The 15996-nt window shown below is 64.5% G+C and carries 14 protein-coding genes; 7 read left to right on the top strand and 7 right to left on the bottom strand.

Annotated features, from left to right (window positions below):
• Window position 1 precedes the first annotated feature (1 nt).
• From ACI2KG_RS19755 to ACI2KG_RS19745, 3 genes are all read right to left on the bottom strand, one after another.
• Complete coding sequence (locus ACI2KG_RS19755) at window positions 2-934, bottom strand: rhodanese-related sulfurtransferase (protein ID WP_400620253.1); 933 nt, start codon at window positions 932-934, stop codon at window positions 2-4.
• A gap of 228 nt (window positions 935-1162) precedes the next feature.
• The gene (locus ACI2KG_RS19750; RefSeq protein WP_201206732.1) at window positions 1163-1459 is read right to left on the bottom strand and encodes a BolA family transcriptional regulator; all 297 of its coding nucleotides are present in this window, start codon (window positions 1457-1459) and stop codon (window positions 1163-1165) included.
• 10 nt (window positions 1460-1469) lie between these two features.
• Window positions 1470-1994 carry a DUF2059 domain-containing protein gene (locus ACI2KG_RS19745; protein ID WP_201206730.1) on the bottom strand — a complete coding sequence of 175 codons (525 nt, stop codon included), beginning with the start codon at window positions 1992-1994 and terminating at the stop codon, window positions 1470-1472.
• 154 nt (window positions 1995-2148) lie between these two features.
• Here ACI2KG_RS19745 and ACI2KG_RS19740 point away from each other — a divergent pair, with 154 nt between their 5' ends.
• On the top strand, window positions 2149-3543 hold the full coding sequence (locus ACI2KG_RS19740) for a class II fumarate hydratase (RefSeq protein ID WP_404662960.1): 1395 nt from the start codon (window positions 2149-2151) through the stop codon (window positions 3541-3543).
• 129 nt (window positions 3544-3672) lie between these two features.
• Here the strand turns inward: ACI2KG_RS19740 and ACI2KG_RS19735 are convergent, their stop codons facing one another.
• Together ACI2KG_RS19735 and pap are read right to left on the bottom strand one after the other, a co-directional pair.
• Window positions 3673-4638 (bottom strand): DMT family transporter, encoded by a 966-nt coding sequence (locus tag ACI2KG_RS19735; protein ID WP_404662959.1) that lies wholly within the window; start codon window positions 4636-4638, stop codon window positions 3673-3675.
• Between the two features lie 242 nt (window positions 4639-4880).
• On the bottom strand, window positions 4881-6374 hold the full coding sequence (gene pap / locus ACI2KG_RS19730; RefSeq protein WP_404662958.1) for a polyphosphate:AMP phosphotransferase: 1494 nt from the start codon (window positions 6372-6374) through the stop codon (window positions 4881-4883).
• Window positions 6375-6529: 155 nt separating this feature from the next.
• Here pap and mnmC point away from each other — a divergent pair, with 155 nt between their 5' ends.
• The 5 genes from mnmC (at window position 6530) to ACI2KG_RS19705 (ending at window position 14274) form a co-directional block, all read left to right on the top strand.
• Window positions 6530-8500: a bifunctional tRNA (5-methylaminomethyl-2-thiouridine)(34)-methyltransferase MnmD/FAD-dependent 5-carboxymethylaminomethyl-2-thiouridine(34) oxidoreductase MnmC gene (gene mnmC / locus ACI2KG_RS19725; RefSeq protein ID WP_404662957.1), complete on the top strand. Its 1971-nt coding sequence runs from the start codon at window positions 6530-6532 to the stop codon at window positions 8498-8500.
• 543 nt (window positions 8501-9043) lie between these two features.
• The gene (locus tag ACI2KG_RS19720) at window positions 9044-10831 is read left to right on the top strand and encodes an N-acetylglutaminylglutamine amidotransferase (RefSeq protein ID WP_400620237.1); all 1788 of its coding nucleotides are present in this window, start codon (window positions 9044-9046) and stop codon (window positions 10829-10831) included.
• Window positions 10832-10837: 6 nt separating this feature from the next.
• On the top strand, window positions 10838-12583 hold the full coding sequence (ngg, locus tag ACI2KG_RS19715; protein WP_404662956.1) for an N-acetylglutaminylglutamine synthetase: 1746 nt from the start codon (window positions 10838-10840) through the stop codon (window positions 12581-12583).
• Window positions 12584-12695: 112 nt separating this feature from the next.
• Window positions 12696-13880 carry an osmoprotectant NAGGN system M42 family peptidase gene (locus tag ACI2KG_RS19710; RefSeq protein ID WP_404662955.1) on the top strand — a complete coding sequence of 395 codons (1185 nt, stop codon included), beginning with the start codon at window positions 12696-12698 and terminating at the stop codon, window positions 13878-13880.
• Window positions 13881-14046: 166 nt separating this feature from the next.
• Window positions 14047-14274 (top strand): YheU family protein, encoded by a 228-nt coding sequence (locus tag ACI2KG_RS19705; protein ID WP_013971435.1) that lies wholly within the window; start codon window positions 14047-14049, stop codon window positions 14272-14274.
• A gap of 112 nt (window positions 14275-14386) precedes the next feature.
• Here the strand turns inward: ACI2KG_RS19705 and csrA are convergent, their stop codons facing one another.
• Window positions 14387-14566 carry a carbon storage regulator CsrA gene (gene csrA / locus ACI2KG_RS19700; RefSeq protein ID WP_400620227.1) on the bottom strand — a complete coding sequence of 60 codons (180 nt, stop codon included), beginning with the start codon at window positions 14564-14566 and terminating at the stop codon, window positions 14387-14389.
• Window positions 14567-14686: 120 nt separating this feature from the next.
• A complete protein-coding gene (locus ACI2KG_RS19695; protein ID WP_404662954.1) occupies window positions 14687-15496 on the bottom strand; it encodes an SDR family oxidoreductase in 810 nt (269 codons plus the stop codon).
• Window positions 15497-15810: 314 nt separating this feature from the next.
• Here ACI2KG_RS19695 and ACI2KG_RS19690 point away from each other — a divergent pair, with 314 nt between their 5' ends.
• Complete coding sequence (locus ACI2KG_RS19690; protein ID WP_013971433.1) at window positions 15811-15963, top strand: DUF3309 family protein; 153 nt, start codon at window positions 15811-15813, stop codon at window positions 15961-15963.
• Window positions 15964-15996: the final 33 nt, after the last annotated feature.

Genomic DNA, 15996 nt, shown 5'->3' with positions numbered 1-15996 from the left:
ATCAGGCCTCGGCTTTGTAGTTGTAACCGATCGGGTGCGGCAGGTTGCGGGCCTTGGCCAGCTCGATCTGCTTCTGCCGGTCGATGGCGCTGCGCCGGGTCTTCTCGCTCAGGGTGTCCCAGCAATGCGGGCAGCTGACACCTGGCGAATAGTGCTCGGACGCGCGCTCCTCTGCATTGATCGGGTGGCGGCAGGCGTGGCACTGGTCGTACTCGCCTTCGCTCAGGTCATGGCGCACCGTGACGCGGTTGTCGAAGACGAAGCAGTCGCCGTCCCACAGGCTTTGTTCCTGAGGCACTTCTTCGAAGTATTTCAGGATGCCGCCCTTAAGATGATAGACCTCCTCGAAGCCCTCACCGAGCATATAGCTGGAGGCTTTTTCGCAACGAATGCCGCCGGTGCAGAACATGGCCACTTTCTTGTGCTTGCTGGGGTCGAAGTTGGCCTTGATGTAGTCGGGGAACTCGCGGAAGGTCTCGGTCTTGGGGTCGATGGCGCCCTTGAAGGTGCCGATGGCCACTTCGTAGTCGTTACGGGTGTCGATCAGCAGCACTTCCGGGTCGCTGATCAGGGCGTTCCAGTCTTTGGGCTCGACGTAGGTGCCGACCGCCTGGTTGGGGTCTACGCCCGGCACGCCGAGGGTGACGATCTCTTTCTTGAGCTTGACCTTGGTGCGGTAGAACGGCTGTTCGTCGCAGTACGACTCTTTATGGTCGACATCGACCAGGCGTGGGTCGTTGCGCAGCCAGGCCAGCAGGCCATCGATGCCTTCGCGGGTGGCCGACACGGTGCCGTTGATGCCCTCGTGGGCCAGCAGCAGGGTGCCTTTGACATCATTTTCGAGCATGGCCTTGAGCAGGGGCTCGCGCAGCTCGATGTAGTCTTCCAGGGTGACGAATTTGTACAGCGCCGCGACGACGATGGCTTGGGACATGAAGCAGGTTCTCCAGGTGGTCGCCCTCGTAAGGGGCGGACCGGGTTTGACAGGTGTATAAAAAGCAGGGGGGCGCCTTGCGCCCCTTTCGCGACACAAGGCCGCTCCTACAGGAGAATGCACAACCCGATGGCGGGTGCGATCCCTGTAGGAGCGGCCTTGTGTCGCGAAAGGGCCGCAAAGCGGCCCCCGGATTTTGCAGGATTCTACCAGAACAACAGCAAGGTTTCAGTGCCCGCCGCCCGCGCACACCGGCGAGGCCGGTGCAACGCCGACCTTGGCCCACTCTTCGGCGGTGTAGGTATGAATGGCCAGGGCGTGGATCTGGCCCATCAGCTCGCCCATGGTGGCGTACACCTTCTGGTGGCGCTTGACGCTGTTCAACCCGGCAAACTGCTCGCAGACGATCACTGCCTTGTAGTGGGTCTCCTGACCACGACTGTGCATGTGGCTTTCGTTGAGCACTTCCAGGTGTTGCGGCGCCAGGGCGGCCAACTGCTGTTCAATACGCTGTTGCATGGTCATTGCGGCGTACTCACTTCTTCGCCGGGGCGGCGGCCTTACCTGCGTTCGGGTCCAGCTCCTTGGTCATGTCTTCCAGCAGCTTGTTCACCACCGGTACGGCTGGCTCCAGGCTCTGCTGGGTCAGCTGAGCCGACTGCTGGGTGACCTTGGGCATTTCACGCAGTACTTTCTTGCCCAGCGGCGACTCGTAGAACTTGACCAGGTCCTTCAGCTCCTGCTCGGTGAAGGTCTGGGTGTACAGGTCGACCATCTTCGGCTTCAGCTTGTTCCAGCCGATGGCGTTGTCCAGCGCCGCGTTGGCCTTGGCCTGGTAGCCTTCCAGGACCGGCTGCTTGCTAGCCGGGGCCTTGGTCTGGGCGAAGCGCTGGGCGAACATCTGCTGCACTTGCATGTACACCGGGGTGCCCAACTTGTCGGCGTTGGCCAGGGTCAGGAATTTCTCGGCAGCAGCGTTGTGGCTGGCGGTGGCAGCGAGTACCTGGCCGCTGGCGCAAACCAGGGCAACGGCGGCACAGAGGACACGGAGACGGGTCATTGCATTTCCTTCAACAAGAGGGAGGCGGGTACCTCAGAGTAGAGCATTCTGCGCCGTGGTGGCGGTGTGCTCAAGTGGCACGACAAGCGACGGAACCGCTCGGTCGAATCAGGGCCTAAACTGCGAATTCGAACTACACAGGAGTGAGTACAGAATGAGCCGTATCGAGACAGACAGCCTGGGCCCGGTCGAAGTTCCGGAGGACGCCTACTGGGGTGCGCAGACCCAGCGTTCGCTGATCAATTTCGCCATTGGCAAGGAACGCATGCCCCTCGCGGTACTGCACGCCCTGGCGCTGATCAAGAAGGCCGCAGCGCGCGTCAACGACCGCAACGGCGACCTGCCGGCCGACATCGCCCGGCTGATCGAACAAGCCGCCGACGAAGTGCTGGCTGGCCGGCACGATGATCAGTTCCCGCTGGTCGTCTGGCAGACCGGCAGCGGCACCCAAAGCAACATGAACGTCAACGAGGTGATTGCCGGGCGCGCCAACGAGCTGGCCGGCAAGGGCCGTGGCGGCAAGGCGCCCGTGCACCCCAACGACCACGTCAACCGCTCGCAAAGCTCCAACGACTGCTTCCCGACGGCCATGCACATTGCCGCAGCCCAGGCGGTACATGACAAGCTGCTGCCGGCCATCGCCGAGCTGTCGGCAGGGCTGGCCGAGCTGTCGGCGCGCCACAACAAACTGGTCAAAACCGGCCGCACGCACATGATGGATGCCACGCCGATCACCTTCGGCCAGGAGGTATCAGCCTTCGTCGCCCAGCTCGACTACGCCCAGCGCGCCATCCGCGCCACCCTGCCGGCGGTGTGTGAACTGGCCCAGGGCGGCACGGCCGTCGGTACCGGGCTGAACGCCCCGCATGGCTTTGCCGAAGCCATTGCTGCCGAGCTGGCGGCGGAGTCCGGCCTGCCGTTCGTCACCGCGCCGAACAAGTTCGCCGCCCTCGCCGGCCACGAACCGCTGACCAGCCTGGCGGGCGCCCTGAAAACCCTGGCCGTGGCCCTGATGAAAATTGCCAACGACCTGCGCTTGCTGGGTTCCGGCCCGCGCGCGGGGCTGGCCGAAGTGCGCCTGCCGGCCAACGAGCCGGGCAGCTCGATCATGCCGGGCAAGGTCAACCCGACCCAGTGCGAGGCGCTGTCGATGCTGGCCTGCCAGGTGCTGGGCAACGATGCGGCGATCGGCTTTGCCGCCAGCCAGGGGCATTTGCAACTGAACGTATTCAAGCCGGTGATCATTCACAACCTGCTGCAGTCGGTCGAATTGCTGGCCGATGGTTGCCGCAACTTCCAGCAGCATTGCGTAGCGGGTATCGAGCCGGACGCCGAACAGATGGCCGCGCACCTGGAGCGTGGGTTGATGCCGGTGACGGCGCTGAACCCGCATATTGGCTATGACAAGGCTGCGGAGATTGCCAAGAAGGCCTACGGCGAGGGCAAGACCTTGCGCGAGGCGGCATTGGAGTTGAAGTATTTGACCAATGAGCAGTTCGACCAGTGGGTGCGGCCGGAGAACATGCTGGCGCCGGGGGGCAAGGGCTAACAGACCAGTTCCGCAATCCCCTGTAGGAGCGGCCTTGTGTCGCGATGGGCTGCGCATCAGCCCCAGAGATCTCGGCAGAGGCAAAGATTTTGGGGCTGCTGTGCAGCCCATCGCGACACAAGGCCGCTCCTACACAGTGCGCGCGACTTTCTTGAATTTGCGCGCCCGCCACCCGGCCACCAGCGACGGCTCCAGCGCTACCAGCGCCGAACCGAACACCACGGTCACCGCGCCCAGGTAACCCAGGGCATTGATGTCCTCGGCATGCACATACTCCGGCCACACCATGGCCGCCAGCGCTACCGCCACAAAGGTCACCAGCGGCGTCAGCGCCAGCGTGGCACTCACTCGCGATGCCTCCCAGTGCGCCAGCGCCTCGGCAAACGCGCCGTACGCCACCAGGGTATTCAGGCAGCAGGCCAGCAACAGCCAGCCCTGCACCGGGGTCAGCTGCAATGCCTCCAGCGGGTGTACCCAGGGCGTCAGCAACGCAGCGCAGCTGAGGTAGATCACCATCATCACCTGTTGCGAATGCCATACCGTCAGCAACTGCTTCTGGCTCAGGGCGTAGAACACCCAGATGCTGGTGGCCAGCAAGATGGTCAGTACGCCCGTGGTGTAGGTGCCCAACGAGGTCAGCAGCTCTTCCAGGCGCTGGTTGAAGAACAGGCCAAACCCGGCCAGCAGCACCAGCAGGCCCATGCCCTGCCCCAGGCTGAAGCGTTCGCGGAACACGAACACGCTGGCTACCAGTAGCAGCACCGGGCCGATCTGCACCACCAGTTGCGCGGTGCCGGGGCTGAGCAAGTTAAGGCCGATCAGGTACAGCACGTAGTTGCCCATCAGGCCGAGCACCGCAACTGCAACCAGCGCCTTGCCCCTGGGCGCCAGCTTGCGCACCGACGGCAAACGCCGCTGGTACGCCAGCCAGGCGAACAGCAGGCCACCGGACACCAGCAGGCGGTACCAGGTAACGGTGATCGGGTCGACCACTTGCAACACCTGCTTGAGCTTGATCGGCAGGATGCCCCAGAGTAGCGCTGTCAGAAGCGCCAGGAACAGGCCATAGCCCCAGCGGCCGGAAGTGGTATGCATAAAGTCCTCAATCAAGCCCGTGGTGGGGGTGGTTCAATTCTACGGGGTTAGAGGATGGGGGCGGTGGAGAGTGCCGAGAAAAGAATTCATCAGGTCATTCTTTGGGGGCATGGCTTGGAAGGTGGGTTGTGTGTTCTGGCCCTATCGCCGGCAAGCCAGCTCCCACAAGTCACCCACAATATTCGGGTCTGTGGTAATCCTGTGGGAGCTGGCTTGCCGGCGATAGGGCCGCAACAGGTTGTTTACTTCTTGTCCTTGGCAAACGCCGCCTCAAGCGCCTGGTTGATGGTGCGCAGCACTTTCACCCTGGCCCAGCGCTTGTCGTTGGCCTCCACCAGCGTCCACGGCGCAATCTCGCTGCTGGTGCGGTCGACCATGTCGCCCACCGCCTGCACGTAGTCGTCCCACCTGTCGCGGTTGCGCCAGTCATCCTCGGTGATCTTGTAGCGCTTGAACGGGATCTGTTCGCGCTCCTCGAAGCGCTCCAGCTGGGTCTGCTGGTCGATCGCCAGCCAGAACTTGACCACGACCACGCCGGCATTCACCAGCTGTTCTTCAAAGTCGTTGATTTCGCTGTAGGCGCGCATCCAGTCGGCCGGGGTGCAGAAACCTTCCACCCGCTCCACCAGCACCCGGCCATACCAGGAGCGGTCGAAGATGGTGAATTTGCTGCGCGCCGGAATATGCCGCCAGAACCGCCACAGGTAAGGCTGCGCGCGCTCTTCTTCAGTGGGCGCGGCAATCGGCACGATGCGGTACTGGCGCGGGTCCAGCGCGGCTGCCACGCGGCGGATGGCGCCACCCTTGCCGGCGGCGTCGTTGCCTTCGAACACCGCCACCAGCGCGTGGCGGCGCATGTGCTTGTCGCGCAGCAGGCCGGCCAGGCGCGCCTGTTCGGTTACCAGTTGCTCCTGGTAGTCGGCCTTGTCCAGGCGCAGGGTCATGTCCAGCGCACCGAGCAGGCTGCGGTCGTCAATGCTGCGGCCCAGCGGGGCGACGTTGCCCTGGTGCTTGCCCTTGGGGTTATTGGCCAGCGCGGCCTGCAGGCTTTCCAGCAGGATGCGCCCCACTGCCAGGCTGCGGTAGTTCGGGTCGACCCCTTCGACGATATGCCACGGCGCATAGTCGCGGCTGGTGCGGCGCAGCACGCGTTCGCCAAAGCGCACGAAACGGTCGTAGGTTTCTGACTGCTGCCAGTCCAGCGGGCTGATCTTCCAGCTGTGCAGCGGGTCGTCCTTCAGCGATTTCAGGCGCGCCTTCATCTGCTTCTTGGACAGGTGGAACCAGAACTTGATGATCAGCGCGCCTTCGTCGCACAGCATCTGCTCCAGGCGTTCGGCGCCGGTGATGGCCTGGTCGAGCACGGCATCCTTGAACACCCCGTGCACCCGCCCCTGCAGCATCTGGCTGTACCAGTTACCGAAGAACACCCCCATGCGCCCCTTCGGTGGCAGGGCCCGCCAGTAGCGCCAGGCCGGCGGGCGGGCCAGCTCCTCGTCGGTCTGCTGGTCGAAGGTGAGCACATCGATCATGCGCGGGTCCATCCACTCGTTGAGCAGCTTTACCGTCTCACCCTTGCCGGCGCCTTCGATACCGTTGATCAGCACGATCACCGGGAAGCGCGCCTGTTGCTTGAGTTCGTACTGGGCTTCGAGCAGGGCCTCGCGTAAAGCGGGTACCTCGGCGTCGTAAGCCTCCTTGTCGATGCTGTGGCCGATTTCGGCGGATTCGAACATGCACTGGCTCCTTCAATGGATAAGCAAGACTAGCGGAATTCGAAGCTGCAAGCTGCAAGCTACAAGCTGCAAGAAAATGCAAGCCATGCCACCATCTGCTTTTTCTTGCAGCTTAAAGCTTGCAGCTTGCAGCTCATCTCCCAGTGAAACCAGCCATGCCTGAATCCACCCTCCTCCAGCACGCCCAGATCGACTGGGACGACCAGGGCCGCCCCCATTCGCGGCAGTACGACGACGTCTATTTCGCGGTCAACGAAGGCATCGAAGAAACCAAGCACGTGTTCCTCGGCCAGACCCGCCTGGCCGAGCGCTTTGCCGACCTGGCGCCGCACACCTGCCTGGTGATCGGCGAAACCGGCTTTGGCACCGGCATGAACTTCTTCTGCGCCTGGCAGCTGTTCGAACAGCATGCGCACGCTGAGGCGCGCCTGCATTTCGTCAGCGTCGAAAAGTACCCCCTCGGCCACGCCGACATGGCCCGCGCCGTGCGCCTGTGGCCTGAACTTGGCGCCTACACCGAGCCACTGCTGGCGCAGTACGTGGCCGTACACCCGGGCTTTCAGCAGTTCAGCTTCGCCGAGGGCCGGGTCACCCTCACCCTGCTGATCGGCGATGTGCTGGAACAGCTGCCGCAACTGGATGCGCAGATCGATGTGTGGTTCCTTGACGGCTTCGCCCCCGCCAAGAACCCCGACATGTGGACCCCGGCGCTGTTCGCCCAGTTGGCGCGCTTGTCTCACGCCGGCACGGTATTGGGTACGTTCACCACCACCGGCTGGGTACGCCGCAGCCTGGTCGACGCCGGCTTTGCCATGAAGAAGGTGCCAGGCATCGGCAAGAAGTGGGAAGTCATGAGTGGCGCCTACGTCGGCGCCCTGCCCGGCCCCGCCGCCCCTTGGTACGCCCGCCCGCCTGCCGCACCGGGGCCGCGCGAGGCATTGGTGATCGGTGCCGGGCTGGCGGGCTGTACCAGCGCCGCCAGCCTGGCCCGGCGTGGCTGGCAGGTGACCGTGCTGGAACGCCACCCGGCACCGGCGCAGGAAGCCTCGGGTAACCCGCAGGGGGTGCTGTACCTCAAGCTTTCGGCCCACGGCACGGCGCTGTCGCAGATGATCCTGTCCGGGTTCGGCTACACCCGGCGCCAACTGGAGCGCCTGCAGCGCGGCCGTGACTGGGATGCCTGCGGCGTGCTGCAGCTCGCTTTCGACAGCAAGGAAGCCGAGCGCCAGGGCAAGCTGGCTGCCGCCTTCAATTACGACCTGCTGCATACACTGGCGCGCAGCGAGGCCGAAGCCATCGCCGGGGTGGCTTTGCCGGCTGGCGGGCTGTTCTACCCCGAAGGTGGCTGGGTGCACCCGCCCGCGCTGTGCCAGCAGCAGTTGCAGCACCCGCGTATCCGGCGGGCGATGCATCAGGAAGTCATCGAGCTGCGCAAGGTCGATGAACAGTGGCAAGCCTGGGCGGGCGAGCGCCTGCTGGCCAGCGCGCCGGTGGTGGTGCTGGCCGGTGCTGCCGAGGTGCGCCGGTTTGAAGCCTGTGCGGGGCTGCCGCTCAAGCGCATTCGCGGGCAGATCACGCGCTTGCCGGCCACCGCCAGCAGCCGGGCGTTGCGCACCGTGGTGTGCGCAGAGGGCTATGTGGCACCGCCGCGTGGTGATGAACATACCCTGGGCGCGAGTTTTGATTTTCACCGTGAAGACCTGGCGCCGACGGTGGCGGAACACCAAGGCAACCTGGCGTTGCTGGAGGAGATTTCTACGGATCTGGCCCAGCGCCTGGGTGCGGCTGAGCTGGACCCTGAGCAGTTGCAAGGGCGTGCGGCGTTCCGCTGTACCAGCCCGGATTACTTGCCGATCGTCGGGCCGGTGGCGAATGGGCAGGCGTTTGCCGAGGCGTATGCGGTGCTGGCGCGCGATGCGCGGCAAGTGCCAGAGGTGGCCTGCCCTTGGCTGGACGGCTTGTATGTGAACAGCGGGCATGGCTCGCGCGGGTTGATCACGGCGCCGTTGAGTGGCGAGCTGGTGGCGGCCTGGGTGTGCGGGGAGCCGTTGCCGTTGCCGCGGGCGGTGGCGGAGGCTTGCCACCCTAACCGGTTTGGGTTGCGGCGGTTGATTCGGGGGAAGTGATTGCTTCGGGGGGCATGTCGTTGGATTTTTTGCGCCTGTGAGATCGAGCGCCGCCCGCGCGGCGCTTCGCGGGGCAAGCCCGCTCCCACATCTGTTTCGGGCCAGTTCATCCTGTGAGGACACCGCTGTCCGTTTTGTTTGTTCCCTTTAATATTGGCTGCGACGTTGCTCTTCATCAATCTTCAGCCATGCATCCAGGGTGCGAGTGCGGTGGTAGCAGGGAAAACTGGCCCGAAACAGATGTGGGAGCGGGCTTGCCCCGCGAAGCGCCGCGCGGGCGGCGCTCGATCTCACCGACAACAAAAAAACCAAGACAAGCACCTGGCAGCACTATCAGTTAATCCAAGACAAGCACCTGGCAGCACCATCATTCAATCCAAGACAAGCACCTGGCAGCACCATCATTCAATCCAAGACAATCACCTGCCACCCCCACCTCATATAACAGATTGTTCTAAAACTCTCACAAAGCACACAGGTCAGTTCCTTAAGGTGCCCTAATCCGGGGCATCACCTCCCCAACGGAAAAACCGGTAAGGACTTATGTGCGGATTAGCAGGAGAGTTGCGTTTCACCCCCATCAATCAAGCCCCTCGCCCAGCCGACCTGGCTGCGGTAGAGCGCATCACCCATCACCTGGCCCCGCGTGGCCCGGATGCCTGGGGCTTCCATAGCCAGGGGCCGATTGCCCTCGGTCATCGGCGCCTGAAAATCATGGACCTGTCCGACGGCTCGGCGCAGCCGATGGTCGACAATACCCTGGGCTTGTCACTGGCGTTCAACGGCGCCATCTACAACTTCCCCGAGCTGCGCCAGGAGCTGCAGGGCCTGGGCTACCAATTCTGGTCCGACGGCGACACCGAAGTGCTGCTCAAGGGCTACCATGCCTGGGGCGCGGCATTGCTGCCCAAGCTCAACGGCATGTTCGCCCTGGCCATCTGGGAGCGCGACAACCAGCGCCTGTTCCTGGCCCGCGACCGCCTTGGCGTCAAGCCGCTGTACCTGTCGCGTAACGGCGAGCGCCTGCGCTTTGCTTCGACCCTGCCAGCGCTGCTCAAGGGCGGCGACATCGACCCGATGCTCGACCCGGTAGCACTCAACCATTACCTGAACTTCCACGCCGTGGTGCCGGCCCCGCGCACCCTGCTGGCCAACGTGCAAAAGCTGGAGCCTGGCACCTGGATGCGCATCGACCGCCACGGCGAAGTGGAACGCCAGACCTGGTGGCAGCTGAAATACGGCGCCAACCCCGACGAGCGTGAACTGGACCTGGAAGGCTGGACCACCCGTGTGCTCGATGCCACCCGCGACGCCGTGGCCATCCGCCAACGCGCGGCCGTCGATGTTGGGGTGCTGTTGTCCGGCGGCGTCGACTCCAGCCTGCTGGTCGGCCTGCTGCGCGAAGTGGGCGTGGACGACCTGTCGACGTTCTCCATCGGTTTTGAAGATGCCGGTGGCGAGCGCGGCGATGAGTTCCAGTACTCTGACCTGATCGCCAAGCACTACGGCACCCGCCACCACCAGTTGCGCATTGCCGAACACGAAATCATCGACCAGCTGCCGGCGGCGTTCCGCGCCATGAGCGAGCCGATGGTCAGCCATGACTGCATCGCCTTCTACCTGCTGTCGCGGGAAGTGGCCAAGCACTGCAAGGGTGTGCAGAGCGGCCAGGGTGCCGACGAGCTGTTTGCCGGCTACCACTGGTACCCGCAGGTGGACGGCGCCGACGATGCCTTTGGCGCCTACCGCGATGCCTTCTTCGACCGCAGCCATGCCGAGTACCGCGACACCGTGCAGGCGCCATGGCTGCTGGAAACCGACGCCGCTGGCGACTTCGTCCGTGAGCACTTTGCCCGCCCCGGCGCACCGGACGCGGTAGACAAGGCCCTGCGCCTGGACAGCACGGTGATGCTGGTCGACGACCCGGTCAAGCGGGTGGACAACATGACCATGGCCTGGGGCCTGGAGGCGCGCACGCCGTTCCTCGATTACCGCCTGGTGGAACTGTCGGCGCGCATCCCGGCTCGTTTCAAGCTGCCCGATGGCGGCAAGCAGGTGCTCAAGCAGGCGGCGCGGCGGGTGATCCCGCATGAAGTGATCGACCGCAAGAAGGGCTACTTCCCGGTACCGGGCCTGAAACATCTGGAAGGGGCCACCCTGGGTTGGGTACGTGAACTGCTCACCGACCCTAGCCAGGACCGCGGGCTGTTCAACCCGGCCATGATCGACCGCTTGCTCAGCAACCCGCACGGCCAGCTGACGCCGCTGCGCGGCTCCAAGCTGTGGCAGCTGGCGGCACTTAACCTTTGGCTGAGCGAACAAGGACTCTGACCCCTGATGAAAGCCCACGAAACTGCTTACGGTCAGCGCCTGCTGCGCGGCCAGGCGCCGTCCTACGAGCGCCTGCAGGCACGCCTGGCGGGCGACGGCAGCCAGCCCCACGACCAGCCGCGTGCCGTGCACTGTGGCTGGGGCCGGCTGCTGATCGGCCATACCTATGCCGACCCGGCCACGCTGGCCGCCGACCTGCTGGATGAATGCCCGGGCGAGCGCGATATTGCCCTGTACGTGGCTGCACCGCAGCAGGTGCTGGCGCAGGCGCCGCAGCAACTGTTCCTCGACCCCTCCGATACGCTGCGCCTGTGGTTTACCGACTACCGCCCGGCGCAACGGGTATTTCGCGGCTTCCGTGTGCGCCGGGCGCAGAACCCGGCCGACTGGCAGGCCATCAACACGCTTTATCAGGTGCGTGGCATGCTGCCGGTCGATGCCGACCTGCTGACACCGCGCCATTTGGGTGGCCCGGTGTACTGGTTGGCAGAAGACGAGGATACCGGCGCCGTGATTGGCAGCGTGATGGGCTTGAACCATTGCAAGGCGTTCGATGACCCCGAGCACGGCAGCAGCCTGTGGTGCCTGGCAGTGGACCCGCACTGCACCCGCCCTGGCGTCGGTGAAGTGCTGGTGCGGCACCTGATCGAGCACTTCATGAGCCGTGGCCTGGCCTACCTCGACCTGTCGGTGCTGCACGACAACCGGCAGGCCAAGCGCCTGTACCAGAAGCTGGGCTTTCGCAACCTGCCCACCTTTGCAGTCAAGCGCAAGAATGTCATCAACGAGCAGCTGTTCCTCGGGCCCGGGCCACAGGCCGACCTCAACCCCTACGCCCGAATCATCGTCGACGAGGCCCTGCGCCGCGGCATTGAAGTGCATGTCGATGACGCCGTCGGCGGCCTGTTCACCCTGAGCCTGGGCGGGCGGCGCATTCGTTGCCGTGAATCGCTCAGCGACCTGACCAGCGCCGTCACCATGACCCTGTGCCAGGACAAGCGCCTGACCCAGCATGCCCTGCTCAACGCCGGGCTGCAGGTGCCGGCGCAGCAACTGGCCGGCAATGCCGACGACAACCTGGCGTTTCTCGACGAGCATGGCGCGGTGGTGGTCAAGCCGGTCGATGGCGAGCAAGGCCAAGGCGTGGCGGTGAACCTGACCTGCATTGACGAAATTACCCAGGCGGTTGCCCATGCACGCCAGTTCGACAGCCGCGTATTGCTGGAAAGCTTCCACGCCGGGCATGACCTGCGCATCGTGGTAATCGGCTATGAGGTGGTGGCTGCCGCCATTCGTCACCCGGCGCAGGTACTGGGCGACGGCAAGCACAGCGTGCGCCAGTTGATCGAAGCCCAGAGCCGGCGGCGCCAGGCGGCTACCGGTGGCGAAAGCCGCATTCCGTTGGATGACGAAACCGAGCGCACCTTGCGGGTGGCCGGCGTTGCCTATGACGACGTGTTGCCTGCCGGCCAGCGCCTGGCCGTGCGGCGTACCGCCAACCTGCACACCGGCGGCACCCTCGAAGACGTCACCGCACGCCTGCACCCGGTGCTGGCCGACGCGGCCGTGCGCGCTGCGCGGGCGCTGGAAATTCCGGTGGTGGGGCTGGACTTCATGGTGCGCGATGCCGAGCAACCGGAGTACGTGATCATCGAAGCCAACGAACGTGCCGGCCTGGCCAACCACGAACCGCAGCCCACGGCCGAGCGCTTTATCGACCTGCTGTTTCCGCATAGCCGGCCTTTGGCGTAAACCAGTGCCGGCCTCTTCGCGGGTAAACCCGCTCCCACAGGGTCGGTGATATCCCCTGTGGGAGCGGGTTCACCCGCGCAGAGGCCGGCACAGGAGTAAAGGAGCACCCAACATGTCCGAACGACACCCCGAACCCGATCTCGACTACCTCAAACGCGTACTGCTGGAAATGCTCGCCATCCCCAGCCCCACCGGCTTCACCGACACCATCGTGCGCTACGTGGCCGAACGCCTGGACGAGCTGGGCATCCCCTTCGAGCTGACCCGTCGCGGCACCATCCGCGCCACGCTCAAGGGCCGGCAAACCTCACCCGACCGTGCGGTGTCCGCCCACCTCGACACCATCGGCGCCAGCGTTCGCCAGTTGCAGGACAACGGCCGCCTGGCGCTGGCACCGGTCGGCTGCTGGTCCAGCCGCTTCGCCGAAGGCAGCCGGGTCAGCGTGTTCACCGACACCGGCGTGTTCCGCGGCAGCGTGCTGCCGCTGATGGCCAGCGGGCATGCCTTCAACACCGCCATCGACCAGATGCCGGTCAGCTGGGAACACGTGGAAGTGCGCCTGGACGCCTACTGCGCCACCCGCGCCGACTGCGAAGCACTGGGTGTGAGCATTGGTGACTTCGTCGCCTTCGACCCGCTGCCCGAGTTCACCGAAAGCGGCCATATCAGTGCCCGCCATCTGGACGACAAGGCCGGCGTAGCGGCGCTGCTGGCCGCCCTGAAAGCCGTGGTGGAGAGTGGCCGCCAACCGCTGATCGACTGCCACCCGCTGTTCACCATTACCGAGGAGACCGGCTCCGGCGCAGCGGGTGCCCTGCCCTGGGATGTCAGCGAGTTCGTCGGCATCGACATTGCCCCGGTAGCACCCGGGCAGGCCTCCAGCGAGCACGCGGTGAGCGTGGCCATGCAGGACTCGTCAGGGCCGTACGACTACCACCTGTCCCGGCATTTGCTGAAACTGGCCGGCGAGCACGACCTGCCGGTGCGCCGCGACCTGTTCCGCTATTACTTCAGCGATGCCCATTCGGCAGTGACCGCGGGGCATGATATTCGCACGGCGCTGGTGGCGTTTGGCTGCGATGCCACCCATGGCTACGAGCGCACCCATATCGACAGCCTGGCGGCGTTGAGCCGGTTGCTGTCGGCCTACCTGCTGAGCCCACCGGTGTTTGCCAGTGATTCGCAGCCGGCCAATGCGTCGTTAGAGCGGTTCAGCCATCAGCTGGAGCATGATGCGCAGATGGAGAGCGATACCCGGGTGCCCGCGGTGGATAGCCTGGTGGGTAACAAGGCTTGAGGGCCTCGGGGCTGCTCTGCAGCCCATCGCGACACAAGGCCGCTCCTACAAGGGTTCGGGTATCGTCTGTAGGAGCGGCCTTGCGTCGCGATGGGCCGCAAAGCGGCCCCAAAATACCGAATGTTTCGCGTAGCATGCCCACACCTACTACCCAGACACCGCCACCATGCTGATCCCCTACGACCAACTGCAAGCCGAAACCCTGACCCGCCTGATCGAAGACTTCGTCACCCGCGACGGCACCGACAACGGCGACGACACCCCACTGGAAACCCGTGTGCTGCGGGTGCGCCAGGCATTGGCCAAGGGCCAGGCGTTCATCCTGTTCGACCCGGAGAGCCAGCAGTGCCAGTTGTTGGCCAAGCATGATGTGCCGCGCGAGTTGCTCGACTAGCAGGCCCGGCCCTATCGCCGGCAAGCCAGCTCCCACAGGACCGCACAAGGTTCAGGCCTGCGAGGTCCCTGTGGGAGCGGGCTTGCCCGCGAAGAGGCCAGCACAGGCAACATCAGCCTTTGCCTTGCTTGGCCTCCTTGATGCGCTTGTACACCTCGGCCCGGTGCACCGGTACCTTGCGCGGGGCGTCCACACCAAAGCGCACCACCCCGTCCCGGGTCTCCACCACCATGATCCGGATGTCATCGCCAATGACAATGACCTCGCCCACTTCACGCCCTATCACCAGCATGCTCCGTTCCTCCTGTACAAGGTAAAACCGGAGCCTGCCTCGTGGGCATTCGGCTACTCAATAGCTCCCCAACGATTCAGAAGAGCCCTACATTCTTGGGTAATTTCTCCTACAGACCATTTATCGCGATTGAGCTTTGGTGCGCATTTTCGCCGCCATTTCGGCCATTTCGTCATACAGCCGCTCCGGTGCCTGACGCTTCAGCTCCCAGGCTTGGCGCCCGGCCTCATGGGGCAGGATCAGGAACTCGCCGGCAGCGACCTGGCGGTGGATGTAGTCGGCGATGTCGGCAGCGCTGATCGGCGAGCCTTCCAGCAACTTGCCCACCTGCGCCTTCATCGCCGGGTTCGGCCCGCGGAACGAGTCCAGCAGGTTGGTCTGGAAGAATGACGGGCACACCACATGCACCGCCACCTCCTGCTGGCGCAGCTCGACCAGTAGGCTCTCCGACAGGGCCAGCACGCCGGCCTTGGCCACGTTGTAGTTGCTCATGCCCGGCCCCTGCATCAGTGCGGCCATCGAGGCGACATTGATGATGCACCCCTTGCTGCGCTCCAGCAGCGGCAAGAAGGCCTTGCAGCCCTTGACCACGCCCATCAGGTTGACTGCGATCTGCCAGTCCCAGTCTTCAAGCGACAGCTCGGCAAAGAAGCCGCCCGAGGCGACGCCGGCGTTGTTGACGACCACGTCGATGCCACCGAACTGCTCGGTGCAGGCCTGCGCAAGGGCGGTAAGCTGGCTGTAGTCGCGCACGTCGCAGCGCTGAATGAAGCCCTCGCCGCCTGCGCCGCGGGCCAGCTCCAGGGTTTCGCGCAGGCCGTTTTCGCTGACGTCGGCCAGCGCCAGGCGCCAGCCCTCACGCGCCCAGCGCAGGGCGATCTCGCGACCGAGGCCGGACCCGGCGCCGGTGATCATGATGCGGTTTTGCATGGTGGCTGGCCTTGTTTTGATGGTTGTTGCGAGGAGTCTAAACAAGGGGCCGGGGGGTGGCAGGGTTCATCAGGGTAGTGAATGGGGGGGCATGAATATGTGTTGCCTGTACCGGCCCTATCGCCGGCAAGCCAGCTCCCACAGGTACACCACAGGTGCCAATGGTTGTGGGGTACCTGTGGGAGCTGGCTTGCCGGCGATAGGGCCAGTGCAAGCGACACACAAATGGAATCTTTCACAAACCGCAATGGTCCGATTTTACAAGAGGCCAGCAGTCCGAGGCCCTTGACCCTCAACCACGCAAGGATTCCGTCATGACCACGATTCTGATCATCATCCTGATCCTCCTGCTGATTGGTGGCTTACCGGTCTTCCCGCACTCGCGCAGCTGGGGCTATGGCCCGTCCGGCATCATCGGCGTGGTGCTGGTAGTACTGCTGGTGTTGTTACTGTTAGGCATGATCTAGCCCCGCAAACATAAAAAAACCGCGCCAAGGCGC

Source organism: Pseudomonas sp. NPDC089407, assembly GCF_044900445.1.
Taxonomy (GTDB): domain Bacteria; phylum Pseudomonadota; class Gammaproteobacteria; order Pseudomonadales; family Pseudomonadaceae; genus Aquipseudomonas.
This window is presented reverse-complemented; position numbering and strand designations above follow the sequence as displayed.

Bases quoted from the DNA above. Each gene is read 5' to 3' on its own strand.
- ACI2KG_RS19735 (WP_404662959.1), bottom strand. From the start codon at position 4,638: ATGCATACCACTTCCGGCCGCTGGGGCTATGGCCTGTTCCTGGCGCTT.
- ACI2KG_RS19745 (WP_201206730.1), bottom strand. From the start codon at position 1,994: ATGACCCGTCTCCGTGTCCTCTGTGCCGCCGTTGCCCTGGTTTGCGCC.
- pap (WP_404662958.1), bottom strand. From the start codon at position 6,374: ATGTTCGAATCCGCCGAAATCGGCCACAGCATCGACAAGGAGGCTTAC.
- ACI2KG_RS19690 (WP_013971433.1), top strand. From the start codon at position 15,811: ATGACCACGATTCTGATCATCATCCTGATCCTCCTGCTGATTGGTGGC.
- ACI2KG_RS19750 (WP_201206732.1), bottom strand. From the start codon at position 1,459: ATGACCATGCAACAGCGTATTGAACAGCAGTTGGCCGCCCTGGCGCCG.
- ACI2KG_RS19695 (WP_404662954.1), bottom strand. From the start codon at position 15,496: ATGCAAAACCGCATCATGATCACCGGCGCCGGGTCCGGCCTCGGTCGC.
- ACI2KG_RS19720 (WP_400620237.1), top strand. From the start codon at position 9,044: ATGTGCGGATTAGCAGGAGAGTTGCGTTTCACCCCCATCAATCAAGCC.
- ACI2KG_RS19755 (WP_400620253.1), bottom strand. From the start codon at position 934: ATGTCCCAAGCCATCGTCGTCGCGGCGCTGTACAAATTCGTCACCCTG.
- csrA (WP_400620227.1), bottom strand. From the start codon at position 14,566: ATGCTGGTGATAGGGCGTGAAGTGGGCGAGGTCATTGTCATTGGCGAT.
- ngg (WP_404662956.1), top strand. From the start codon at position 10,838: ATGAAAGCCCACGAAACTGCTTACGGTCAGCGCCTGCTGCGCGGCCAG.
- ACI2KG_RS19710 (WP_404662955.1), top strand. From the start codon at position 12,696: ATGTCCGAACGACACCCCGAACCCGATCTCGACTACCTCAAACGCGTA.
- ACI2KG_RS19705 (WP_013971435.1), top strand. From the start codon at position 14,047: ATGCTGATCCCCTACGACCAACTGCAAGCCGAAACCCTGACCCGCCTG.
- mnmC (WP_404662957.1), top strand. From the start codon at position 6,530: ATGCCTGAATCCACCCTCCTCCAGCACGCCCAGATCGACTGGGACGAC.
- ACI2KG_RS19740 (WP_404662960.1), top strand. From the start codon at position 2,149: ATGAGCCGTATCGAGACAGACAGCCTGGGCCCGGTCGAAGTTCCGGAG.